The sequence below is a fragment of the Streptomyces sp. LMG1-1-1.1 genome, assembly GCF_040815545.1.
In the GTDB taxonomy this organism is placed as follows: domain Bacteria; phylum Actinomycetota; class Actinomycetes; order Streptomycetales; family Streptomycetaceae; genus Streptomyces.
In genome coordinates this window covers 299,025-320,339 of sequence record NZ_JBFPNH010000021.1, presented here as the reverse complement: position 1 = coordinate 320,339, position 21,315 = coordinate 299,025, and the positions used below count along the sequence as shown (strand labels likewise).

Genomic DNA, 21,315 nt, shown 5'->3' with positions numbered 1-21,315 from the left:
TTCACCGCCGCGTCCGCGCTGCCGTGGCCGTTGAGGCCCTCCTCGTTGTTCTAGTAGAGTGCAAACAATGGAGGTTTTCATGAACCGTGCCACACCTCGTCTCCGCGCGCTCGCCGCGCTCCCCTTCGTCCTCGCCCTCGCCGTCCACCTACTGCTCTTCGTCCGCTGGCGGGACGCCCTGCCCACCGAACTCGCCACCCACTACTCCCTCGGAGACGGTGGCGAGGCCGACGGCTGGACGAGCCGGACCGGCTACGTCCTCATCAGCACGGCCCTGATCGCCGGCCTCGCCGCCACCTGGACCGCGAGCGTCCGACGCCGGGTCCTGTGGGGCGCCTGGGCCACCGCGGGCTTCACCGGCGGACTGCTCGTCCGGATCCTCCGCGACAACCTCGTCGACGCGTCCGGGACGCCGGTCTCCGACCCCGTCGCCGACCTCGCCGTGGCCGGAACGGCGGCGGTCGCCGCCGGCCTCGCCGGCTGGGCCCTCACCTCGCTCGTCCCCGCCGAGGAGCCGACCGGCCGGTCGGGGACACCCGACGGGCCGCGGCTCGCGCTCGGCGCGAGCGAGGTCGCCGGCTGGTCCCGCTCCACCGGTTCCCGGACGCTGACCGCCCTCGCGGTCCTCGCCCTCGCCGCCACCCCGGTCCTCCTCCTCGTCCTCGACTGGCCGGACGCGCTCTTCGGCCTGCTCGGCCTCGTCATCGGCGTGCCCGGGCTCGCACTCGCCCGGGTCCGGGTCACCGTCGACCGGCACGGCCTCACCGTCCGCTCCGGCGTCTTCCCCAAGCCCCGCGTCCGGATCCCGCTCGACGAGATCGCGGGCGCGGACACCCGGGACGTCCACGCCGTCGCCGACTTCGGCGGCTGGGGCTACCGCGTCCGGGCACACCGTACGGGCGTGGTGCTGCGCTCCGGCGAGGCGCTCGTCGTACGGCGGAACGGCGGCCGGGAGTTCGCGGTCACCGTGCCCGACGCGGGGACCGCGGCCGCCCTCCTCAACACGCTCGCCGAACGGCATGGGAAGGTCTGACCGTGCTCTTCCGTGTCGACCCGGCCTCCCCCGTCCCCCTCGGCGACCAGATCGCCGCCTGCGTCCGGGGCGCCCTCTCCGACGGCTCCGCCGCCCCCGGGGAACGCCTCCCGGCCGCCCGGGAGCTCGCCGACTCCCTCGGCGTCAACGTCCACACCGTGCTCCGCGGCTACCAGCGCCTGCGCGAGGAGGGCCTCATCGAACTCCGCCGCGGCCGGGGCGCCCTCATCGTCCCCGGCGCCACCGCCCCCGACCGCGCCCGCCTCGTCTCCCGGCTGCGCGAGGCGGCGGCCGAGGCCCGCGAACTCGGCCTCAGCGACGACGAGTTCGTCGAGCTCGCCCGCACCAGCCTGGGGTAGCGGCCGCCGGTGCGCGTCAGGGCGCCCCGCGCACCGGCATGCTCGTGCGCGTCAGGGCCACACGCGTACCGGCATGCTCGTGCGCGTCAGGGCAGCTAGCGCACCGGCGTCCCCGCGCGCGTCAGGGCAGTTCGCGTACCGGCGTGCCCGCCAGGAAGGCCTCGATGTCCTCGACGGCCTCGCCGAAGTACTGGGCGTAGTTGGCCTCCGTCACATAGCCGAGGTGGGGGAGGGCCAGCACGTTCGGCAGGGTGCGGAGCGGGTCGTCGGCCGGCAGGGGTTCGGTGTCGTACACGTCGAGGCCGGCGCCCGCGATCCGGCCCTCGCGCAGGGCCCGGACGAGCGCCTCGCCGTCGACCAGGCCGGCCCGCGAGGTGTTGACGAGGTACGCGGAGGGGCGCATCGCCCGCAGCTCGGGCTCCCCGACCAGGCCCCGGGTGCGGTCGGAGAGGACCAGGTGGAGCGAGACGAAGTCGCTGCTCGCGAAGAGGTCCAGCTTGTCCTTGGCGAGCCGTGCCCCGTGTTCGGCGGCCCGCTCCTCCGTCAGGTTCCGGCTCCAGGCGACGACGTCCATGCCGAAGGCGCGGCCGACCGCGGCGACCCGGGCGCCGATCTTGCCGAGGCCCACGAGCCCCAGGGTGCGGCCGGCCAGGTCGCTGCCGACGGTGGACTGCCAGGGGCCGCCCTCGCGCAGGGCCTGCGCCTCGGTCCGTACGTGACGGGCGAGGCCGAGTAGCAGGGCCCAGGTCAGTTCGGTGGGCGGCTCGGGGCTGCTTGCGGTGCCGCAGACGACGACCCCGCGGGCGCGGGCGGCGGCGATGTCGATGGAGGCGTTGCGCGGCCCGGACGTGACGAGGAGCCGGAGTCGGGGGAGGCGGGCGAGGAGTTCCGCGTCGAACGGGGTCCGCTCCCGCATGATCACGACGATCTCGCAGTCCTCGACGGCGGCGACGACCGCGTCCCGGTCGGCGAGGTGCTCGCGGGACACCCGGACGTCGACGCGGTCGGCGAGCGGGCTCCAGTCGGCGGAGGTGAGGGCGACGCCCTGGTAGTCGTCGAGTACGGCGCAGCGCAGCTTCATGGCTCCATGATCGCTTACCCCGGATGCTCCTCCCAGGGCGACAGCGTGGCCCCCCTCTCGGAGAATTGCCCTGTCTTGTCCCGTTGTGAGGAGTGGATGCCATGGCTTCCGGTGACAGTGCCGACGAACTAGCCGCCCTCCGGGCCAGGGTGGCCGCGCTCGAAGCCGAGAAGACGGTGGCCCGTCCGCCCCACCACCGCGTCCGCTCCTTCTTCTCCGCGCTGCTCATCGTCATCGGCTGCGTGCTCGTCCCGCTGGGCATCGTCGCCTCCTGGACCGCGGACATCGTCGGCGACACCGACCGCTACGTGCAGACGGTCGCCCCGCTCGCCTCCGACCCGGACGTCCAGGCCGCCGTCGCGACCCGGGTGACGAACGCCCTCATGGAGCACATCGACCTGCCCAAGCTCCTGGAGGGCGTCGCGCCCGCGGACCGGCCCCTGGCGGAGAAGGCCCTCGGCAAGCTGGGCGGCTCCCTGGAGAGCGCGGTCAGCAGCTTCGTCCACGACCGCGCGCAGGACTTCGTGGCCTCGCCCGCCTTCGAGACCATCTGGACCGACGCCAACCGGGCCATCCACACCTCCCTCGACCGCGCCCTGACCGGCAGCGACGAAGGCGCGGTGAAGATCGAGACGGACACGGTCACCATCGACCTGGCGCCGGTGATCGAGCGGGTGAAGGAGCGGCTCGTCGCGTCCGGTCTCGACGTCGCGGCCAAGATCCCCGAGATCCACACCGACTTCACCGTGGTCAGGTCCGACGACATCGGCAAGGTGAAGACGGCGTTCGGGCTGCTCCAGGCGATGGGCGCGTGGCTGCCGGTGATCGCCGTCCTGCTCGTCGTAGGAGGTGTGCTCCTCGCCGTGAAGCGCCGCCGCACGCTGGTCGCCGCCGCCCTCGGCGTCGCCTTCGCGGCGATCGTCCTCGGCGTCGCCCTCACCGTCTTCCGCACGGTCTACCTGAACGCCCTTCCGGCCACCGTCTCCCCGGCCGCCGCGGGCTCCGTCTACGACACGCTGATCCGCTTCCTGCGCACCTCGGTCCGGGTGTTCGCGACCCTCGGCATCCTGATCGCCCTCGCCGCCTGGCTCTCCGGGCCGAGCCGCCCCGCCGTCCTCGTCCGGGGCCTCTGGCACTCCGGCATCACCGCGACCCGGTCCACCGCCGACCACGCGGGCATGCGGCTCGGCCCGGTGGGCCCGTTCGTCCGCCGCCACCGCACCTGGATCACCTGGATCCTCGTCGCCGGCGCGGCCGCCGCCGTCGTCTTCTGGCCCCACCCCACCGGCGCGGTCATCCTGGGCGTCGCCCTCGTCCTCCTCTTCGTCCTGGCCATCACCGCCTTCCTCGCCGAGGAACCCGCCGAACGCCCCCCGGCCGCACACCCCCCCACCGAACAACCCCCCAAGAACCCACCTCCCACCGGCGGAAGCACCCCCACCCCGCAGCTCTAGCCCGACCACGCGGCGGCCGGCCCCCTTCACGGGACCGGCCGCCCCGTCCTTGCGGAACGGCAGGCACGCCTCGACGATCGCCTCGTTCTCGTCGTCGCACACCCCGTGGAAGCGGACGAAAGCGGGCCCGGTGAACGTGAGCGGGAGTCAAGCCTTCTCGGCGCGGGACGGTACGAGCGCCGCGCCCGCGAGGAGGCCGACGGCGATGGTGGTGACGATCGTGACGAAGTCCATCAGGTCGTGGAAGCCGTGCAGGACGTGACCGCCCGCCAGGGAGGTCAGCGCCCGCAGGCCGAGGGAGCCGACGGTGAGGGTGAAGAAGCCGCCGAGGAAGAGGACGAGCCGGGGCGGGCGCCCGGCCGGCCGGGCGAGCAGGTCCGCGGCGACCGCGAGCGCCATGGCGGCGACGAAGGTGCCGGCGACCTCGCCGACCAGCGCCGTGCCCGCCGCCTGCGTGCCGAGCGACAGGTAGACGAGCCCCGTCACCCAGCCCGCGGTCCGCCACGGCACCTCGAAGGCCAGGATCAGGCCCACCGTGAACACCGCCCAGCTCCCGACGATCACCCACCGGGACAGGTCGGCGTCCTGCGCGGTGTCGAAGAGGGCGTCCCCGGGGGTGCCGGTGACGGCCACGCCGACGAGCACGCCCACGTACAGCTGGAGGAGCAGGACGACGGCGTAGACGAGCCGGACGGCGCCCGTCGACAGGAACCCGCCGACGAGTTCCGCGGTGGCCGCGCTGAGCAGGTCGCCGGGCACGAAGAAGAACAGCGCCGGAAGCATGATCAGTACGGGTCCGCCGTGGCCGTGGCCCGGCTGGAGCAGCCCCAGGGTCACCAGGGAGACCAGGACGGCGGCGAGCAGCGGCAGCACCCGGGCCAGCCGTGGCCGCCGCCCCGCCAGCACGGTCAGCACCGCCACCGGCGTCGCGAGGAGCGCGGTGGTGCCGATCTCGTACCAGGTCGGCTGGACGGCGGGCGCGAAGCCGACGGAGAACAGCACGATGCCGGCGCCGCGCGCCCAGCCCGGCACCGTGGACGGCAGGTTCTCGACCCGCCGCAGCCCGGCCGCCGCCTCGGACAGCGGCGGCCGGGTGTCCCGTACGCGCTCGACGAACTCCTTCAGGGCAACCACCCGGTCGAGCCGCGCGAGGTCGGGGAAGGCGCGGACGGTCGAGGTGAGGGTGCGGCCGCCGGCGGTCACAGAGAGCACGGCGCCGTCCGCGACGAGCACGGTCTCGGCCCGCCCGCCGTACGCCCGGGCCAGCGCGCGGACGACCCGGTCGACGCCCTCGGCGCCCTCCCCGCTGGACTCCAGCATGAACCGGGTGAGTTCGCGGAGGAAGGCGTGGAGGGCGTCGGGGTCGGGGGCGGGATCGGGATGGGCGTCGGGATCGGGGTCGGGATCGCCGTTGGGATCGGGGTGGGGATCAGCGTCGGGGTGGGGATCGGGATCGGGATCGGCGTCGGGGGCGGGGCCGGTGGGGGGAGCGGTCACGCCTCCCTCACCGGCGGACCGTGTCGTCGGTGTCCAGCTCCGCCACCGCCTCGTCGAACTCGTCGACCTGGTCCGGGCAGTAGACCTGGAGGACGATCCGCTCGGCGCCGACGGCCTTGGAGTCGGAGATGACGGGCCGCATGCCGGGGCCGGTCGCGCCGTTGGCCTGCTGGATCTTCCACAGCGCCGTCTTCAGGGCGTCGCCCGGGTCCTCGCAGACCTGGCCGCCGTCGGTGCCCAGCAGCCGCTCGATGGTGTCGGTGTCGGGGGAGGGGTAGCCGGCCTTGACCAGTTCCTCCTGGAGCTGGTTGGCCTTGGAGAGCGTCTGGTTGCTCGTCTTCACGCTCTCGTAGCGGATGAGACCGGTGACGACGAGGCCGACGAGGATGACGATCGTGCCCCAGTAGATGACCTTGTGCTCCGAGGCGAAGCGGGTGGGACTCATGCCCGGTCTCCCTCGCTCTGCAGGGTGGCGCCCGGGGTGCGCCAGCCCGGCTTGCGGAACTTCAGGAACAGCCACGGGATCAGCAGGCCCAGCGCGAGCAGGCCGCAGGCGATGAAGAGGACGTACGAGAGGACGCTGCCGCCGCTGAACTGGGAGGGCGGCACGAAGCCGATCGCGAGCGCCGCCAGCGACGACAGCAGCCCCACCGTGCACACCAGGCCGAGAGCGGGGACCCGGTAGCCGCGGGGATGGTCGGGCTGGGTCTTCCGGAGGCGCATCGCGGCGGCGAACATCAGCAGGTACACGATCAGGTACACCTGCGTGGTGATCGTGGAGAAGATCCAGTAGACGCTCGACACGTTCGGGATCAGCGCGTACATCAGGGCGATGATCGAGGTCACCACACCCTGGGTGACCAGGATGTTCTGCTGGACCCCGAACTTGTTCAGCTTCTGCAGGAACGGCGGCAGGTAGCCCTCGGCGCGCGAGATCTCCAGGAGGCCCTTGGACGGCCCCGCGAGCCAGGTCAGCATGCCGCCGAGCGAGGCGGAGATCAGCATGACGGCGGCGATCGGGGTCATCCACTGGACGCCGAAGTACGCGAAGAAGGCGTCGAAGGCCTGCATGACACCGGCGGTGAGGCTGAGCTGATCGGCCGGCACGACCCAGCTGATGGCCAGGGCGGGCAGGATGAAGATCAGCAGGACGAGGCCCATCGCCAGGAACATCGACTTCGGGTACTCCTTCGCCGGGTCCTTCAGCGAGGAGACGTGCACCGCGTTCATCTCCATGCCGGAGTACGACAGGAAGTTGTTGACGATCAGCACCAGGCTCGCCAGACCGGTCCACTGCGGCAGCAGATGGCTGCTGTTCATCGGCGCGGCCGACGGGTTGCCCTGGCCCAGGAACACCATGCCGAGGACGACGAGGACCGTGCCCGGCACGAGCGTGCCGATGATCAGGCCCCAACTGGACAGTCCGGCCAGGGCCTTGGTTCCCCGCGAGGACACCCACACACCGGTCCAGTACAGGACCATGATGACGATCGCCGTGTACACGCCGTTGGAGGCCAGCGAGGGGTCGATGACGTACGCGATGGTCGACGCCACGAAGGCCAGCAGGCTCGGGTAGTAGAAGATCGTCATCGCGAACTGGCACCACACCGCGAGGAATCCCAGCGGCTTCGACAGCCCCTCCGCGACCCACCGGTACACGCCCCCGTTCCAGCCGGACGCGAGCTCGGCCGAGACCAGCGCGGTCGGCAGCAGGAACACGATCGCCGGCACCAGGTACAGGAACACACACGCCAGGCCGTAGACGGCCATCGTGGGTGCGGCCCGCAGGCTCGCCACCGACGCCGTCGTCATCAGCGCCAGCGTCACCCACGTCATCGTGCTGGGCGCGGCCGTCTGCGCCGCCGCACGCGGTCTGGGCACTTCGGCCGGCGTATCGAGACTGCTCATGGGCCCTCCCTGTGGTCGCGCGATCCCCCCACGCTCGGCGGCCCCCCGATACCGGGCAACCGGAGGAGGCCGTACGGGTGAGGGCACGGCGACTTCCCGAGGGCGTACGGGCGAGGGGGCGCGGGGCGGTCTGCTCCGGGCGTCCGGGAGGGGGTGCGCGGCCGCGAGCAGCCCGCGTCGGGGCGTCGGCCTCAGGGCGTCCGCGTCCAGGCGTCCGGGTCAGGGCGTCGGCCTCAGGGCGACCGCGTCGAGGCGTCCCCGTCAGAGCGTCCCCGTCAGAGCGTCCCCGTCAGGGCGTCCGTGTGAAGGAGCGCCGGTACGCGCGCGGGGGCACGCCCCGGCGGCGTACGAACTGGGCACGGAGCACCGCCGCGCTGCCGAAACCCACCGAGCGGGCCACCTCCTCGACGGGGAGGTCCGTCGTCTCCAGGAGCTCCTCGGCGCGGCTCAGGCGCAGCCCGAGCAGCCAGGCGTGCGGGGTGGTGCCGGTCGAGGCGGCGAAACGGCGGGCGAAGGACCGGCGGCTCATCAGCGCCCTGCGGGCCAACTCCGCGACCGGCAGCGGCTCGTCGAGGTGCTCCCGGGCCCAGGCGAGCACCTCCGTGAGTCGCTCGTCCCGGCTGTCCTCGGGGACGGGGGTGGCCAGGTACTGGGCCTGCCCGCCGTCGCGGTGGGACGGGAGCACCAGGTCCCGGGCGATGGCGTTGGCCGTGGTCGCCCCGTACTCCCGCCGCAGGAGGTGCAGGCACAGGTCGAAGCCGGCGGCGGCGCCCGCGCCGGTGACGATCCGGCCCTGGTCGACGTAGAGCGCGTCGGGTTCCACGGCGACGTCCGGGTGGCGCTCGGCGAGCAGGCCGGCGAACCGCCAGTGCGTCGTGGCGCGCCGCCCGTCGAGCAGTCCGGCCGCGGCGAGCGCGAACGCGCCGACGCAATGCGCCGCGACCAGCGCGCCCCGCGCGTGCGCGGCGGCCAGCGCGTCGAGGACGGCGGGGGCCGGGGGCGTGCGGAAGTCGGCCCAGGGCAGGGCGATCACCAGCTCGGCGGCGGCCAGCCGGTCGAGACCGTGCTCGACGACCAGCGGCAGCCCGACGTCCGTACGGACCCGCCCCGGTCGGTCCGTGCACAGCGCGAAGTCGAAACGGGGCAGGCCCTCGCCGCGCGCGTCGAACACCTCGGAGACGATGCCCGCACCGAGCATGCCGACACCGGTCGGGGCGTACGCGGCGACGGTCGTGAACGGCGGCATGCGGGGAGTCTGGCACGCGGCGCGGCGGCAGCGGCCCGGGCGGTGGCACGATTCCCGCGATCAGTGGCAGTACGGCCACTCGTACAGGAACCCGCCCCGCAGAAGACTGGGGGGCATGACGACGACGAAGAGCAGCACCGACGCCCCCCGCGGCCGTACCGCCGCCTACACGATCCTGACCACCGGCTACACCCTCTCCACCGGCCCCGGCGTCGCCGCCACCGTGTCGTACGTCCACGACGGCGACCGGCACGTGATCGTCGACCCCGGCATGGTGGCCGGCCGCGACCGCATCCTCGGCCCGCTGGCCGCACTCGGGCTCGGCCCGGACGACATCACCGACGTGGTCCTCAGCCACCACCACCCCGACAACACCATGAACGTCGGCCTCTTCGGCCACGCCCGCGTCCACGACCACAAGGCGATCTACGAGAACGACCAGTGGACCGACCGCGACGCCGAGGGCCACGAACTCACCCCGTCGCTGCGCCTCATCCGCACCCCCGGCCACAGCGCCGAGGACATCACCCTGCTCGCCGGCACCGACTCCGGCGTCGTCGCCTTCGTCGGCGACCTCTGGTGGCGGCCCAACGGCCCGGTGGAGGACCCGGTCGCCCCGGACCACGGCATCCTGCGCGACTCCCGCCTCCGCGTCCTCGACACCGCCGACGTCATCGTCCCCGGCCACGGCCCGGCCTTCCCCGCCGACGACACGGCACCGCGCTAGGGGTGTGCCGTGTCGATCAGGCCGGATCAGGCCGGGATCGCACGCACCTGCGCACACGGCCACCGCTCGCTCTAGAATCGGCTTCCATGTCGAAGCCTGACGAGCTGCTCGTAGACATCGCCGCCACGGTGGAGTCCGGGCGGAGTAATCAGATGTCCCTCACCGTGGTCACGGGGGGTGCGGTCCTCACGGGGCGACTGGCCCCGGAAGCCCTGTGGAGACAGCGGGTGTCGGAGGTCCTCACGGACTCCGCCCGCCTGGGGGAGTTCTCCCGTGTCTTCCGCCCCATCGAGCGCAAGGGCGATCCGCCCACGCACCTCCACTTCCACCTCGCCCGCATCCTCCAGGGCACCGTCGGCATCCCGGAGACCGGCGGCATGTACCGGGTCGCCATCGCGGACGTGAGCGCCTGGACCGTGGGAGACGTCAGCTACATCGACAACTGACCGACGGGGCCAGAGACACAGCCAGATACAGAGTCAGATACAGAAACAGATACAGAGACGGATACGGGGACAGGGGGGACGGTCCGCGCTCTGCGCGGCCCGCCCTTGTGCGCCGTCCGGCCCTGCGCGATGATCTGGGCTTTCCATCGGACGGGGGCGATGACGGTGAACTTGTTGATCACCTTTGCGGCACTGGCGGCACTGATCGTCTTCGGGGTCTCCCTGGGCGTCTACGTCCACGCGGGCCCGCTCCTGAGGCGGGGCGTGCGCACCTCGGCGCTCTGCGTCGACGTGGGCCAGGTCGCGGCCGGTTCCATGCTGCTCCTGGAGTACACCCCGCGGGGCGGTCCTGCCCGGCGGCACACCGTCGGGCCCTTCGTCTTCCCGCCCGTGAAGGTCGGCGGTCGTCTCGACGTGATCTACGACCCGAAGCGCCCGCAGGAGGTCAGCCTCCCGGATCGGCTCCCCAGGGGAACCCGCGGACTGGTCATCGCCATGGCCGTGTCCGGCGCGGTCCTCGTGGCGGGCGTGATCCGCGTCGTGATCGCGGTACGCGGCTGAGGACCGCTTGCTTCCGTCCTCAGGCCGCCAGGGCGCTCACTGCCGGCCGGCGGAGTCCGTGCCGGTGGTGGGGCCGTCGGCGGTCCGCGATCGTCACCCGACGGTGTTCCCCCGCGGCCCGGCCCCAGGGGGTTCCTTGACCGGCCCCAGGTCCTCGACCTGGGGCTTTCCGTACGGCCGGAGATCGAGTTGAGGCCTCGCTTCACCGGCGTAGCGTAAGGAGAGCCGAGCCGACTGAGCGCGTGGCGGGGTACCCGCACGAGGAGCGATTCGCTATGGGCAAGCTCTCGATCGAGCAGTTGCGTGAAGGGGTCCGCGGGACGGTCACCACCCCGGGCGACGCCGGCTACGACGAGTCCCGCACCGTCCACAACGCCATGATCGACAGACGGCCGGCCGCCGTCGTCCACTGCGTCAACGCGGGCGACGTCATGGCCGCGGTCGGCTTCGCGCGGGAGAACGGGCTCGACCTGGCGGTGCGCGGCGGAGGCCACAGCGTGCCCGGCTTCGGCACCTGCGACGGCGGTGTCGTGGCCGACCTCTCCGGCATGCGCGGGGTGCGGGTCGACCCCGAGCGCCGGACGGCTCGTGCCGAAGGCGGCGCGACCTGGGGCGACTTCAACGCGGCGACGCACGCCTTCGGTCTGGCGACGACCGGGGGCATCATCTCGACCACGGGTGTCGGCGGACTCACCCTCGGCGGCGGCATCGGCTATCTCGCCCGCGGGCTCGGGCTGAGCTGCGACAACCTGATCTCCGCCGACGTCGTCACCGCGGACGGCCGGTTCCTCGTCGCGAACGAGGACGAGCACGCCGACCTCTTCTGGGCCCTCCGCGGCGGCGGAGGCAACTTCGGCGCGGTGACCTCCTTCGAGTTCCGGCTCAGCCCCGTCGACACCATCTACGGCGGGCCGATCCTCTACGAGACGCGGGACGCCGCCACCGTCCTGCGCTCCTTCGCCGACCACATCGCCGGCGCCCCGGAGCAGCTCGGCGGCTTCCCGGCCTTCCAGCTGGCCCCGCCGCTCCCCTTCATCCCCGAGGACCGGCACGGCGACCCCTTCGTCCTGATCGTGGCCTGCTGGGCCGGCCCCGTGGACGAGGGCCCGAGCGCCCTCAAGGCCTTCCACGACTTCGCGCCGGTGGTCGCCGAGCACGTGGGCCCCATGCCGTATCCCGCGCTGAACAGCGCGTTCGACGCCCTCGTTCCGCCCGGCCTCCAGCACTACTGGAAGGCCAACTTCGTCACCGACCTCAGCGACGCCGCGATCACGGCCCACCTGGAGTACGGTCCCCGGCTCCCCGCCGTGAACTCGACCGTGCACATCTACCCGATCGACGGCGCCTGCCACCGCGTCGCCCCCGACGCCACCGCCTTCGCCTACCGCGACGCCTCGTTCGCCACCGTCATCGCCGGCATGTGGCCCGACCCCGCCGCCAACGACGACAACATCGCCTGGGTGCGTGACTACTACGCCGCCACCGCCCCCCACTCGGAGGAAGGCGGCTACATCAACTTCATGGCCGACGACGACCAGAGCCGTATCCAGGCCAACTACAAGGCCAACTACGACCGCCTCGTCGCCGTCAAGCGCACCTACGACCCCGACAACCTCTTCCACCTGAACCAGAACATCAAGCCCTGACCCCCCGCACCACACGAAGAAGCCCCAGGTCGCAGACCTGGGGCTTCGTGGGATAGGGGGAACGGCGAGGTCACGTCGACGAGACTGCGGTCCTACAGCTTGCTCATCTTCGCGAACGGACTCAGGATCCGCTGCTGGGTCGAGCCGAAATCCACGAGCGCCGCGATCCCGTCCTCGACGCCGACGACCCGGCCGAGGCCGTGCACGTCGTGGGTGACCTGGTCGCCTACGGCGAACTGCTGCGGCGGCAGCGTGACCGGGGCCTTGAAGGGACTGGTGGGCAGATAGCGCTTCGGTGCACTTGGCTTTGTCATTCCTGCCAGTATGCGCCCGGGCGCATGATCGACGGACTTCCGGCAGCAGAGAATACGCTGCACGCTCACACCGCTACTCTCCGTGTCCACCGAATTCGCCCCCCTCGCCCCACCCCGACACGCGATGCGACACCGCCCGATTCCGGTCCGAGCCCCCCCCGCTGCCCGGACCGGCGGACCCGACCCGGTCCAGGGCGCGGCGGCCAGGCTCTCGGCGTCCTTCGATCGGAGTACGCGGCTCCTCCGGCGTGATCCAGTACACATCGCCACGAGCGATGACTCTGCTCCTGGCCGTCGGTCATACGGGCGACAACCCTGACGTGAGGAAGGCCCCGCCGTGACCGACATGCTGACCGCGCCCCGCCAAGCCCTTTCCGCCGCGCCCACCTCGCGCTCCGCGGCGCGGTGGACCCTGGCCGGCGGCATGGTCGCGGGCCCCCTGTTCCTGGCGGCCGGACTCGCCCAGGGCTTCGCGCGCGACGGCTTCGACTTCACCCGGAACGCGATCAGTCAGCTCGCCCTCGGTGAGTCGGGCTGGATCCAGACGGCGAGCTTCCTGATCACCGGCGCGCTGCTGACAGCGGGCGCGGCGGGACTGCGGCGGGCACTGCGCGGCGCACCGGGCCGAATGTGGGGGCCCGTTCTGGTCGGCGTCTTCGGCGTCTCGTTCTGGGCCGCGGCGGCCTTCCCCGCCGACGCCGGGGCGGGCTTTCCCGCCGGAGCGCCCGAGGCGACCGTCATGAGCGGACACGGCGCTGCCCACATGGTCGGCGGAATGATCGGCTACCTCGCCCTGTGCGCCGCGTTCGTCGTCCTGGCCCGTCCGCTCGCCGCCCGGGGCCTCCGGGGCTGGGCCGTCGCGTCCCGCATCGTGCCCGTGGCGGTCCTCGCCGGCTTCATGGCCTCGGCCGCCTCCGTCCTGGCGTTCACCGTGGGCGCCGGCCTCGGCCTTCTGTGGCTGACCGCGGTGACGGCGCGGCTGGCGGGCGTTCCGGCCGGGGACCGTGACAAGTGATCAGGCCGGGACGCCGAGGTCGGCGTTCTCGCTCAGGCGGTCCGGCAGGTGGAACAGCGGGAAGAGACGCGCGGTGTCGCGGAAGGCCGTGATGTTCGCGATGCGGTCGCCGGAGAATTCGACGACCTGGAGCGCCCAGGGCTCGTAGCCGGTGCCGTCCGTTCGGGGGCGGTACTGGCCGAAGGCGGGGGAGCCGTTGGCCACGGTCGGGACGAGCCGCGATCCGCGGCAGCCGATGGCCGGGCCGGTCAGCCACGCCTGGATGTCGGCCACTCCCCGCATCCACTTCGCGTACGGCGGTAGGGACATGGTCGCGTCGACATGAAGCAGCATGTTCAGCTCTTCCATGTCGTACCGGGAGAACGCCGTGGCGTACCGCTCGGCCAGGACCCGGCGGACGCCCTCGGGCGCGGGAGTCCGCGCGCTGCCGCCCTCCTGCCGGCGGTCGGTCAGCGTGGCACGGGCGCGCTGCAAGGCGCTGTTGACCGAGGCGACGGTGGAGCCGTGCAGGTCGGCGACCTCGCGAGCCGAGAAGCCCAGGACATCCCGCAGGACCAGCGTGGCCCGCTGCTTGGCCGGCAGGTGCTGGAGCGCGGCGACGAAGGCCAGACGCACGGATTCGGAGACCGTCACCGCCGTCCCGGGATCACCGCCCGGCAGAGGGTCGATCCACAGCGCGTCGTCCGACGGAGCGCCCGGCGCCGTGGCGCCGTCCTGCGGTCCTGACAAGTCCATCGGCAACGCCCGTCGCTTCCTGGAAGCGAGGGCGTCGAGGCACACGTTGGTGGCGATCCGATACATCCACGAACGCGCCGACGATCTGCCCTCGAACCGATCGGCACTCCGCCAAGCCCGGACCAGCGCCTCCTGGACCGCGTCCTCGGCCTCCGCGTACGAACCCAGCATCCGGTAGCAGTACCCGGTCAAATCCCCTCGGTACTCCTCCAGTTCCTCCGCCGTCACACGTGCCCCGCCGTCCCCCATGCCGTACCCCTTCTCGCCATGCCGAGAGCGCCCCGACGCACCACAGTCTGGACGACGTGATGGCCGCGGTGGTCGGTTTAAGCCTCGTGGCCCGGTGCCCCCAGGACATGCGTCCCGGGGGCGCGACGGCATGCGCGACACCGCGGCGGCCGAACTGCTTCTCGGCCCGGACGACCTCGCCGTCCTGGACGCCGCCCTGTCGACTTGAGTAGCGGCCCGACACCGGGTGCGTGGGCCCTGCGCGCGGATGCGCGCTTGGGGTTCTCCGTGGAGTACACCGGCGGAAGCGATGACGGGTGACCTCGCCTCAGTCCGAGGCCGGTGGCGGGGCTGATTCCGCGGCGCGGCGGTACTCGGCGTTGATGCGCTGGGCTTCTTCGAGTTGGTCTTCGAGGATGATGATGCGGCAGGCGGCTTCGATGGGGGTGCCCTGATCGACGAGTTCCCGGGCGCGTGCGGCGATGCGCAACTGGTAGCGGGAGTAGCGGCGGTGGCCGCCCTCGGAGCGGAGCGGGGTGATGAGGCGGGCTTCGCCGATGGCGCGGAGGAAACCCTGGGTGGTGCCGAGCATTTCGGCGGCCCTGCCCATGGTGTAGGCGGGGTAGTCGTCGTCGTCGAGACGCCCGTACGAGTCGTCTGCTGTCATTTGCACCTCTCTGTGAAACGCGTAGAGGGGCCCTGGTGCCGTACGGCACCAGGGCCCCGAAGGAACTACTACACCACCTGCCGGCCCTGAGACTGCGCCGGCCTTCTGTGTCCGCTGATCCGACCCAGTGACTGTCGGGATCGCGGGGATCGCGGTTGCTTGACCGGAGACCACCTCACTATCGATGTCCTGCGGTACCCGGACCGAGACTTCCGGCCGGGCGATCCTGATGGCGCTGCGTTCCTCCGTTCTTCCCTCGGTGATCATCTTTCTGGGTACTGCTGTACTGCCGGTACTGCTGTACTGCGGGTTGTCGAACTGCTCAGTGGCGGCCCCTGATCACTGCGGGCCACCCGGTCCAGCCGTCAGTTCCGTCGCCGTCCTGCGAAAGCCCTGGCTTCGAAACTCCACTGCCGCACCGTCCTGCTCACTGCGACTTGCTGTCCTACTGATGCTGCTTGCCGGCAGTTCGTGTCTGCCAGGCCGTACTGTCTCTCTGGGCTACGAGAGAAACCATAACCAGGCCACGACTCAATGTCTACTCCGGCCGACATAGATTTTCGTGTGTCCTGTGGGCAGGTAGTCGACACCGACGGCCGGCGCGGAGAGTCGCGGACCGTCGCGGAGCGTTCACCGCCAGGTTGACCACCGCGCATCCGCGCACACGGCGCGGTCAGGCGCGCGACACGCGAAAGGGCCCGACCGGCGTGTGCCGGTCGGGCCCTCTCGGCTGACGGGAGTCAGCCCACGTTCGCTCGCGCGTTACGGTCAGGCCGCCGCCGAAGCGCCGGGCCCGCGGAGCCGTACGGCCCGCTCGGCCGTGAGGAAGACCGAGGTGAGCGGCTCGCCGTCGCCGGAGAGGTCGCGCAGCCGAAGCCGGTCCGTGTAGGCAGAGCTCTCGCGGACGGCGGTGAGGCGGGCCAGTGTGACGAGGCCGGCGGCGAGGCCGTCGGCGTCGCAGACGAGCAGGCGGCCGGTCCGGGCGCCGGCCATGACGGCCAGCGCCACCTCGACGGTCATGTCATCGCAGACCTGGAGTTCTGCCGGGTCCGCGGCGGCCCGGTCCCGCACCGTCCTGAGCGCGGGGCTGGTCTGGGCCGAGCGGGTCTGCATCTGGACCGACGTCACAACGTGCCTCCTGAAGGGATGGGGCGGCTTCCGCATGACGTGGCGCTCAGGCTGCCCTGTCGACGGCGGACCGTCGCGTGCTCACGTGCCGGGCAGCCGAAGCGGCACCGCGCCGACCGCGGGAGGGCGCGCCGCGCTTACGACGCTCGGCCGGCGGCGCGGTGATCGTCACGGGCACGCCCGACGGGGCCTGGGCGCCGGTGATCCTGCGGAGCGCTTCCTCGCCGGAGCGGACCTGCGTGGTCTTCGGCACGATGCCGGCGTCCTGCATGAGGCGGGTCATCCCGCGACGCTGGTTGGAGGTGACCAGGGTGACGACGGTGCCGGACTCGCCGGCTCGCGCGGTACGGCCGCCGCGGTGGAGGTAGTCCTTGTGGTCCGTCGGCGGGTCCACGTTGACGACGAGGTCGAGGTTGTCGACGTGGATGCCGCGCGCGGCGACGTTCGTCGCCACCAGGACGGTGACGTGCCCCGTCTTGAACTGGGCGAGGGTGCGGGTGCGCTGCGGCTGCGACTTCCCGCCGTGCAGGGCGGCGGCCCGGACACCGCTGTCGAGGAGGTCCTGGGTGAGGCGGTCCACGGCGTGCTTGGTGTCCAGGAACATGATCACCCGACCGTCGCGTGCCGCGATCTCCGTCGTCAGCCGGTGCTTGTCGGCGCCGTGCACGTGCAGGACGTGGTGCTCCATCGTGGTGACCGCGCCCTGGGAGGGGTCGACGGAGTGGACGACGGGGTCGGTGAGGTAGCGGCGGACCAGCAGGTCGACGTTGCGGTCCAGGGTCGCGGAGAACAGCATCCGCTGGCCCTCGGGGCGGACCTGGTCCAGGAGCGCGGTGACCTGCGGCATGAAGCCCATGTCGGCCATCTGGTCGGCCTCGTCGAGGACGGTGATCGCGACCTGGTCCAGTCGGCAGTCACCGCGGTCGATGAGGTCCTTGAGGCGACCGGGGGTGGCCACGACGACCTCGGCGCCACCGCGCAGCGCGTTCGCCTGCCGGCCGATCGGCATTCCGCCGACGACGGTGGCCAGGCGCAGCTTCACGGCGCGGGCGTACGGGGTCAGGGCGTCGGTGACCTGCTGGGCGAGTTCCCGGGTGGGGACAAGCACCAGGGCCAGCGGCTGACGGGGCTCGGCGAGCCGGCCGGCGATGCGGGCCAGCAGGGCCAGACCGAAGGCGAGCGTCTTGCCGGAGCCGGTCCGGCCGCGGCCCAGGACGTCACGGCCGGCCAGCGAGTTCGGCAGCGTCGCGCCCTGGATGGGGAACGGGACCGCCACTCCCTGCGCGGTGAGCGCGGCCAGGAGGCGCCGGTCCAGAGCCAGGTCCGCGAAGGTCTCGACGGCGGGCAGCGCCGGAGTGATCGTCTTCGGCGGTGCGAACTCCCCCTGTACGGCGGCGGGTCGCCTGCCGTATCCGCCCGACCGGCTCGGACCTCCCGATCGGCTCGCGGCGGACGAACCGGGGCGACCGCCCCGCACCGTTCCGGCGGAGGAGTCGTACGTGTGACCGCCGTTGCGGCGGGTGCGGGAGGTACGGCCGTTCGTGCGTGTGGGGTTCATTCAGAACCTTCCTGGATACGGCACGTATCGAAGAATTCCGACAGCGAATGAACAGCTTTTGGAATCACAGGAACGGCCGAATGGAATGAGAAAGTGAGCGGCTCGGCAAGGCGGGGAATGGTCGACACGCCAGCGGGCCGTCGAAACAAATGAGGGTGACGCATGCGCGCGTGAGAACCCTGCGAAATGCATACAGCTGGGGCCCGCACCCCGAGGGATGCGGGCCCCAGCTCTGTATTACGCGTCAGCGTCAGGCGGGAACGATGTTCTCGGCCGTCGGGCCCTTCTGGCCCTGCGCGATGTCGAAGGAGACCTTCTGGCCCTCCTGCAGCTCGCGGAAGCCCTGGGCGGCGATGTTCGAGTAGTGGGCGAACACGTCAGGGCCGCCACCATCCTGCTCGATGAAGCCGAAGCCCTTTTCCGCGTTGAACCACTTCACGGTGCCAGTAGCCATGTCATTTCTCCTCTGGGCAATTACGACGGAGTCCGTACCGTACGAACCCCGTGTCGCCGCGATGATGCCCTGCCCGGAAATGACCGGAAATACAAAGCGCTTCCATACGGCACACGGCCGACGTCAGACGCTTGAAGTTTTTGGGTACCAAAACTGCAACTGACTTCGACAGTAGCACGTCGCCGCAGCCCATGTGCCGCGAACATTTCTCCCTGTGTGTCGCCGCTAAAAACTCTGTCCGCGATGACGGCCAAAATCTCAGACCGCGAACACAGGTATTCGTGCACCCCGAATGCGGCCTCTCGGAAGCACAGCGGTCGACCCGCGGCGAGCGGCGGCGGCGCAAGACGCTCGAAGAGGCCCGGACAACGACGTCGACCTGGGCGGCCGGGAAGTCGCGGGCGGCGAGCGCCGTGAGGGTGTCGTCGAGGGCCCAGGTCACGTACGTGCCGGGCCAGTCGGTCGTGCGGTAGCCGACGTTCAGGTCGACGTGGTGCGTTTCGAGCTCGCGCCAGCAGCGGTGGAGGGTGTACCAGGCCGGGTGCTGCCAGCCCGCGAGTGCCGTGACCAGGGAGCCCCGACGTTCCACGGGCATCGATGTGGCGTCTTCGGCCAGGCGGGCAAGGCGGCTGCGTGGCCGCGGGTCCAGCCTGGCAAGGCCGAGGGGGCACGCGTTCCCTCGTCGGTCAGCGCGTCGATGGCGGCGGTGATCCGGGCGGTGGAGCGGGTGACTTCCTCGCCTGGCCGGCGGCGCCCGCCCATGACCCACCCAACGGGCACGGTCTTCCACGAACCGAACAGGAGCTCACATGACCAGCACCCCCATGACGGTGGCCGTCCTACGGGCCGCGGCCACGCACAGGATCGAGCCCCCGATGACCGCACGCCTCGTCGCGGAGCCGGCCTCCACGGCGAGCGAGGTCTCGGCACCATCGGTGCCGTCGTCGACGGGCTTCTCTTCCTGCTCTTCATCGGCATCATGCTGTTCGTGGCTGACCTCATCCATGCCGCCATGCGCATGCGCCGCTCACCGCCGCCTCGTCTGGTGACGCATCAGAGTCCGGGCCCGCACGGAGCCGGTCGGCGCACGCCGTAGATGGAGACGGAAACGGATACGCCTCGTCGCCCGACGCCGAAGCCGTCGTCACGGGTGGGGGCTAGCCTGCCTCGCGTCGAGCCGCACTCGTGCCAGAGGCGGACACTTGCGCGTCCTCGTCAAACAAGAAGGCTTCGATCTCCCCGAAGTCGGGCGCCTGGAAGAGATGTGTGGTGGGGTGCGGCGATGCTGTGGCGGCGCAGGGGGACGTCTCTACCGGAGCGGAGAACGGCGAGGTCAGGTCGATGACAGGGGTCCTCTTCATTGGGGTCCGTGAACGGATCTGGTGTGCTGTGACCGGGCGCGGTGGTCCTACAACTTGCTCATCTTGGCGTACGGACTCGGGATCCGCTCTTGCACTGAGCCGAAATCCACGACCGCCGCTATCCCGACCTCGATGCCGGTGACCCGGCCGAGGCCGTGCACGTCGTGTGTGACCTGGTCGCCTACGGCGAACTGCTTGGGGGGCGGCGTAACCGGGGCTTTGAAGGGGCTGGTGGGCAAGAAGCGCTTCGGTGCACTGGGCTTTGTCATCGCTGCCAGTATGCGCCCACGCGTATCAGTTATGGCTGTTCATGTCCCACGGGCCCAGTCCTTTGCAGGCAGCCAGGACCGGAATCGCGACGCGACCGAACAGACCATGTGCGATGAGGTGGGCCCCTGGTAGCCCCTTCGGGCCGATTCCTAGCATGTGCCCATGGTTGCGAGAGAAACTCAGCGGTCCGTTTCAGGACGGGATGCAGTGTCCCGAGAAGGCGCCGACGTCACCTGTCCTGCCTCCCCGCTGACGGGAGAAGGAAGAGAGTCCGTGGTGGAGCGGGCGGCCGACCTGGTGGAACCGATCAAGCCGAGACTACGGGGCTGGCTCCACGCCGGCATGGTGCCCGCGTCGCTGGCAGCGGGCATCGTCCTCATCTGCCTGGCAGGAACACCGCAGGCCGTGCTCGCGTGCACCGTGTACTCCGTCACGGCCTGGCTGCTGTTCGGGACCAGCGCCGTCTACCATCTCGGCACCTGGGGAACACTCGGTGAGGCCATTCTGCGCCGCCTCGACCACGCCAACATCTTCCTGATCATCGCCGGCACGTGCACCCCGCTGGCCGTGCTCCTGCTCGCCCGCGACCAGTGGTCCTTCCTGCTGTGGATCGTGTGGACGGGCGCTCTGGTCGGTATCGCCTTCCGCGTCCTGTGGGTCGGAGCGCCCCGCTGGCTGTACACCCCCTGCTACCTGGCCCTGGGCTGGGCACCCGTGCGCTACCTGCCCGACTTCCTCCACAACGGCGGGGTGGCCGTCGTCTCCCTGATCGTGGCCGGCGGACTTCTCTACAGCGCGGGGGCGGTCGTCTACGCCCTCCAGCGCCCCGACCCCTCGCCCCGCTGGTTCGGCTTCCACGAGGTCTTCCACGCACTGACCGTCGCAGCCTTCACCGCCCACTACACCGCGATCTTCCTTGCCGCCTACTGACCACGATGAGCGGGGCGTCATGGTTGAGTGATCCGAGGCCCTCGCGGTATGAGCGACCCTCTGTCTGCCGGGAAATAGATGGCAGGCCCTGCCTGCCCCGGTCACGCTCGCGGTGTGCCTCACTCCTGAAGACCGACCAACTCGTCCTGGGGGTGTTCACGGCGCCGGCGCATCGTCGGCCGGTGTCGACGGCAGTCGAACCCCCTCAAGCCACGGCCGATGGGTGGGCCGTTTCGGTGGCGCGGCGGTGTTCGGCGTTGATGCGCTGGGCTTCTTCGAGCTGGTCTTCCAGGACGATGATGCGGCAGGCGGCTTCGATCGGGGTTCCCTGGTCGACGAGTTCCCGGGTGCGGGCGGCGATGCGCAGCTGGTAGCGCGAGTAGCGGCGGTGGCCGCCCTCGGAGCGCAGCGGGGTGATCAGACGGTGCTCACCCAGGGCCCGCAGGAAGGCGGGGGTGGTGCCGAGCATCTCGGCGGCCCGGCCCATCGTGTAGGCGGGATAGTCGTCGTCGTCGAGACGGCCGTACGAGTCGTCTGCTGTCATCTGCACCTCTCTCCGGAACGCGTGGAGGGGCCCTGGTGCCGTACTGGCACCAGGGCCCCGAAGGAACTTCTACACCACATGCCGACCCTGATACCGCGCCGGCCTTCTGTGTCCGCGTACCCGACCCAGTTGCTGTCGGGAGTGCGGGGATCG

The 21,315-nt window shown here is 71.4% G+C and carries 23 protein-coding genes; 9 read left to right on the top strand and 14 right to left on the bottom strand.

Translation table 11 applies throughout. The features are described from left to right. Positions 1–79 precede the first annotated feature (79 nt). Together MRBLMG1_RS12145 and MRBLMG1_RS12140 are read left to right on the top strand one after the other, a co-directional pair. Positions 80–1,033 (top strand): hypothetical protein, encoded by a 954-nt coding sequence (locus tag MRBLMG1_RS12145; RefSeq protein ID WP_367823510.1) that lies wholly within the window; start codon positions 80–82, stop codon positions 1,031–1,033. A gap of 2 nt (positions 1,034–1,035) precedes the next feature. Further along, positions 1,036–1,392 (top strand): GntR family transcriptional regulator, encoded by a 357-nt coding sequence (locus tag MRBLMG1_RS12140; protein ID WP_367823509.1) that lies wholly within the window; start codon positions 1,036–1,038, stop codon positions 1,390–1,392. A gap of 121 nt (positions 1,393–1,513) precedes the next feature. Here MRBLMG1_RS12140 and MRBLMG1_RS12135 read toward each other — a convergent pair whose 3' ends face one another. Continuing rightward, the gene (locus tag MRBLMG1_RS12135) at positions 1,514–2,473 is read right to left on the bottom strand and encodes a D-2-hydroxyacid dehydrogenase family protein (RefSeq protein ID WP_367823507.1); all 960 of its coding nucleotides are present in this window, start codon (positions 2,471–2,473) and stop codon (positions 1,514–1,516) included. A gap of 101 nt (positions 2,474–2,574) precedes the next feature. Here MRBLMG1_RS12135 and MRBLMG1_RS12130 point away from each other — a divergent pair, with 101 nt between their 5' ends. Then, positions 2,575–3,927: a hypothetical protein gene (locus MRBLMG1_RS12130; protein ID WP_367823505.1), complete on the top strand. Its 1,353-nt coding sequence runs from the start codon at positions 2,575–2,577 to the stop codon at positions 3,925–3,927. A 147-nt stretch (positions 3,928–4,074) separates the two neighbouring features. Here MRBLMG1_RS12130 and MRBLMG1_RS12125 read toward each other — a convergent pair whose 3' ends face one another. The 4 genes from MRBLMG1_RS12125 to MRBLMG1_RS12110 form a co-directional block, all read right to left on the bottom strand. Then, the gene (locus tag MRBLMG1_RS12125; RefSeq protein ID WP_367823504.1) at positions 4,075–5,424 is read right to left on the bottom strand and encodes a threonine/serine ThrE exporter family protein; all 1,350 of its coding nucleotides are present in this window, start codon (positions 5,422–5,424) and stop codon (positions 4,075–4,077) included. A gap of 7 nt (positions 5,425–5,431) precedes the next feature. After that, a complete protein-coding gene (locus MRBLMG1_RS12120; protein ID WP_367823503.1) occupies positions 5,432–5,869 on the bottom strand; it encodes a hypothetical protein in 438 nt (145 codons plus the stop codon). Continuing rightward, positions 5,866–7,332 (bottom strand): APC family permease, encoded by a 1,467-nt coding sequence (locus MRBLMG1_RS12115; protein WP_367823502.1) that lies wholly within the window; start codon positions 7,330–7,332, stop codon positions 5,866–5,868. Before MRBLMG1_RS12115 ends, MRBLMG1_RS12120 begins: the two co-directional genes overlap by 4 nt. Before the next feature lie 289 nt (positions 7,333–7,621). Continuing rightward, positions 7,622–8,578, bottom strand: coding sequence for a GlxA family transcriptional regulator (locus MRBLMG1_RS12110; RefSeq protein ID WP_367823500.1), 957 nt, complete (start codon positions 8,576–8,578; stop codon positions 7,622–7,624). A 115-nt stretch (positions 8,579–8,693) separates the two neighbouring features. Here MRBLMG1_RS12110 and MRBLMG1_RS12105 point away from each other — a divergent pair, with 115 nt between their 5' ends. The 4 genes from MRBLMG1_RS12105 (at position 8,694) to MRBLMG1_RS12090 (ending at position 11,958) form a co-directional block, all read left to right on the top strand. Further along, positions 8,694–9,305, top strand: a complete 612-nt coding sequence (locus MRBLMG1_RS12105; protein WP_367823498.1) for an MBL fold metallo-hydrolase — start codon at positions 8,694–8,696, stop codon at positions 9,303–9,305. An 86-nt stretch (positions 9,306–9,391) separates the two neighbouring features. Next, the gene (locus MRBLMG1_RS12100; RefSeq protein WP_367823497.1) at positions 9,392–9,751 is read left to right on the top strand and encodes a hypothetical protein; all 360 of its coding nucleotides are present in this window, start codon (positions 9,392–9,394) and stop codon (positions 9,749–9,751) included. Positions 9,752–9,925: 174 nt separating this feature from the next. Next, entirely contained in the window at positions 9,926–10,312 is a 387-nt protein-coding gene (locus MRBLMG1_RS12095; protein WP_367823495.1) for a DUF3592 domain-containing protein, read from the top strand. Between the two features lie 275 nt (positions 10,313–10,587). Then, positions 10,588–11,958 carry an FAD-binding oxidoreductase gene (locus tag MRBLMG1_RS12090; protein WP_367823493.1) on the top strand — a complete coding sequence of 457 codons (1,371 nt, stop codon included), beginning with the start codon at positions 10,588–10,590 and terminating at the stop codon, positions 11,956–11,958. Positions 11,959–12,050: 92 nt separating this feature from the next. Here MRBLMG1_RS12090 and MRBLMG1_RS12085 read toward each other — a convergent pair whose 3' ends face one another. Next, positions 12,051–12,272, bottom strand: a complete 222-nt coding sequence (locus tag MRBLMG1_RS12085) for a hypothetical protein (protein ID WP_367823491.1) — start codon at positions 12,270–12,272, stop codon at positions 12,051–12,053. A gap of 346 nt (positions 12,273–12,618) precedes the next feature. Between MRBLMG1_RS12085 and MRBLMG1_RS12080 the strand changes: the two genes are divergently transcribed. Continuing rightward, positions 12,619–13,287, top strand: coding sequence for a DUF998 domain-containing protein (locus MRBLMG1_RS12080; RefSeq protein ID WP_367823698.1), 669 nt, complete (start codon positions 12,619–12,621; stop codon positions 13,285–13,287). Here MRBLMG1_RS12080 and MRBLMG1_RS12075 read toward each other — a convergent pair whose 3' ends face one another. From MRBLMG1_RS12075 to MRBLMG1_RS12045, 7 genes are all read right to left on the bottom strand, one after another. Beyond that, the gene (locus MRBLMG1_RS12075; RefSeq protein ID WP_367823489.1) at positions 13,288–14,271 is read right to left on the bottom strand and encodes a sigma-70 family RNA polymerase sigma factor; all 984 of its coding nucleotides are present in this window, start codon (positions 14,269–14,271) and stop codon (positions 13,288–13,290) included. It abuts the gene before it with no gap. Between the two features lie 307 nt (positions 14,272–14,578). Next, positions 14,579–14,917, bottom strand: coding sequence for a MerR family transcriptional regulator (locus MRBLMG1_RS12070; RefSeq protein ID WP_367823487.1), 339 nt, complete (start codon positions 14,915–14,917; stop codon positions 14,579–14,581). Positions 14,918–15,685: 768 nt separating this feature from the next. Beyond that, the gene (locus tag MRBLMG1_RS12065; RefSeq protein WP_367823485.1) at positions 15,686–16,045 is read right to left on the bottom strand and encodes a hypothetical protein; all 360 of its coding nucleotides are present in this window, start codon (positions 16,043–16,045) and stop codon (positions 15,686–15,688) included. Positions 16,046–16,091: 46 nt separating this feature from the next. Further along, complete coding sequence (locus tag MRBLMG1_RS12060) at positions 16,092–17,603, bottom strand: DEAD/DEAH box helicase (protein ID WP_367823483.1); 1,512 nt, start codon at positions 17,601–17,603, stop codon at positions 16,092–16,094. A 250-nt stretch (positions 17,604–17,853) separates the two neighbouring features. Then, entirely contained in the window at positions 17,854–18,057 is a 204-nt protein-coding gene (locus MRBLMG1_RS12055; protein ID WP_030939356.1) for a cold-shock protein, read from the bottom strand. Between the two features lie 805 nt (positions 18,058–18,862). Continuing rightward, the gene (locus MRBLMG1_RS12050; protein ID WP_367823481.1) at positions 18,863–19,063 is read right to left on the bottom strand and encodes a hypothetical protein; all 201 of its coding nucleotides are present in this window, start codon (positions 19,061–19,063) and stop codon (positions 18,863–18,865) included. A gap of 402 nt (positions 19,064–19,465) precedes the next feature. Beyond that, positions 19,466–19,687 carry an ATP-binding protein gene (locus MRBLMG1_RS12045; RefSeq protein WP_046910309.1) on the bottom strand — a complete coding sequence of 74 codons (222 nt, stop codon included), beginning with the start codon at positions 19,685–19,687 and terminating at the stop codon, positions 19,466–19,468. 163 nt (positions 19,688–19,850) lie between these two features. Here MRBLMG1_RS12045 and trhA point away from each other — a divergent pair, with 163 nt between their 5' ends. Continuing rightward, entirely contained in the window at positions 19,851–20,618 is a 768-nt protein-coding gene (trhA, locus tag MRBLMG1_RS12040; protein ID WP_414721563.1) for a PAQR family membrane homeostasis protein TrhA, read from the top strand. Positions 20,619–20,823: 205 nt separating this feature from the next. Here the strand turns inward: trhA and MRBLMG1_RS12035 are convergent, their stop codons facing one another. Continuing rightward, positions 20,824–21,162, bottom strand: coding sequence for a MerR family transcriptional regulator (locus tag MRBLMG1_RS12035; RefSeq protein ID WP_367823479.1), 339 nt, complete (start codon positions 21,160–21,162; stop codon positions 20,824–20,826). Positions 21,163–21,315: the final 153 nt, after the last annotated feature.

What these genes read in the sequence shown, in the direction of transcription:
- MRBLMG1_RS12145 (WP_367823510.1), top strand. Translation starts at nt 80, where the DNA reads ATGAACCGTGCCACACCTCGTCTCCGCGCGCTCGCCGCGCTCCCCTTC.
- MRBLMG1_RS12135 (WP_367823507.1), bottom strand. Translation starts at nt 2,473, where the DNA reads ATGAAGCTGCGCTGCGCCGTACTCGACGACTACCAGGGCGTCGCCCTC.
- MRBLMG1_RS12130 (WP_367823505.1), top strand. Translation starts at nt 2,575, where the DNA reads ATGGCTTCCGGTGACAGTGCCGACGAACTAGCCGCCCTCCGGGCCAGG.
- MRBLMG1_RS12120 (WP_367823503.1), bottom strand. Translation starts at nt 5,869, where the DNA reads ATGAGTCCCACCCGCTTCGCCTCGGAGCACAAGGTCATCTACTGGGGC.
- MRBLMG1_RS12115 (WP_367823502.1), bottom strand. Translation starts at nt 7,332, where the DNA reads ATGAGCAGTCTCGATACGCCGGCCGAAGTGCCCAGACCGCGTGCGGCG.
- MRBLMG1_RS12110 (WP_367823500.1), bottom strand. Translation starts at nt 8,578, where the DNA reads ATGCCGCCGTTCACGACCGTCGCCGCGTACGCCCCGACCGGTGTCGGC.
- MRBLMG1_RS12105 (WP_367823498.1), top strand. Translation starts at nt 8,694, where the DNA reads ATGACGACGACGAAGAGCAGCACCGACGCCCCCCGCGGCCGTACCGCC.
- MRBLMG1_RS12100 (WP_367823497.1), top strand. Translation starts at nt 9,392, where the DNA reads ATGTCGAAGCCTGACGAGCTGCTCGTAGACATCGCCGCCACGGTGGAG.
- MRBLMG1_RS12090 (WP_367823493.1), top strand. Translation starts at nt 10,588, where the DNA reads ATGGGCAAGCTCTCGATCGAGCAGTTGCGTGAAGGGGTCCGCGGGACG.
- MRBLMG1_RS12085 (WP_367823491.1), bottom strand. Translation starts at nt 12,272, where the DNA reads ATGACAAAGCCAAGTGCACCGAAGCGCTATCTGCCCACCAGTCCCTTC.
- MRBLMG1_RS12080 (WP_367823698.1), top strand. Translation starts at nt 12,619, where the DNA reads ATGCTGACCGCGCCCCGCCAAGCCCTTTCCGCCGCGCCCACCTCGCGC.
- MRBLMG1_RS12075 (WP_367823489.1), bottom strand. Translation starts at nt 14,271, where the DNA reads ATGGGGGACGGCGGGGCACGTGTGACGGCGGAGGAACTGGAGGAGTAC.
- MRBLMG1_RS12070 (WP_367823487.1), bottom strand. Translation starts at nt 14,917, where the DNA reads ATGACAGCAGACGACTCGTACGGGCGTCTCGACGACGACGACTACCCC.
- MRBLMG1_RS12060 (WP_367823483.1), bottom strand. Translation starts at nt 17,603, where the DNA reads ATGAACCCCACACGCACGAACGGCCGTACCTCCCGCACCCGCCGCAAC.
- MRBLMG1_RS12055 (WP_030939356.1), bottom strand. Translation starts at nt 18,057, where the DNA reads ATGGCTACTGGCACCGTGAAGTGGTTCAACGCGGAAAAGGGCTTCGGC.
- MRBLMG1_RS12050 (WP_367823481.1), bottom strand. Translation starts at nt 19,063, where the DNA reads ATGGATGAGGTCAGCCACGAACAGCATGATGCCGATGAAGAGCAGGAA.
- MRBLMG1_RS12045 (WP_046910309.1), bottom strand. Translation starts at nt 19,687, where the DNA reads ATGACAAAGCCCAGTGCACCGAAGCGCTTCTTGCCCACCAGCCCCTTC.
- trhA (WP_414721563.1), top strand. Translation starts at nt 19,851, where the DNA reads ATGGTTGCGAGAGAAACTCAGCGGTCCGTTTCAGGACGGGATGCAGTG.
- MRBLMG1_RS12035 (WP_367823479.1), bottom strand. Translation starts at nt 21,162, where the DNA reads ATGACAGCAGACGACTCGTACGGCCGTCTCGACGACGACGACTATCCC.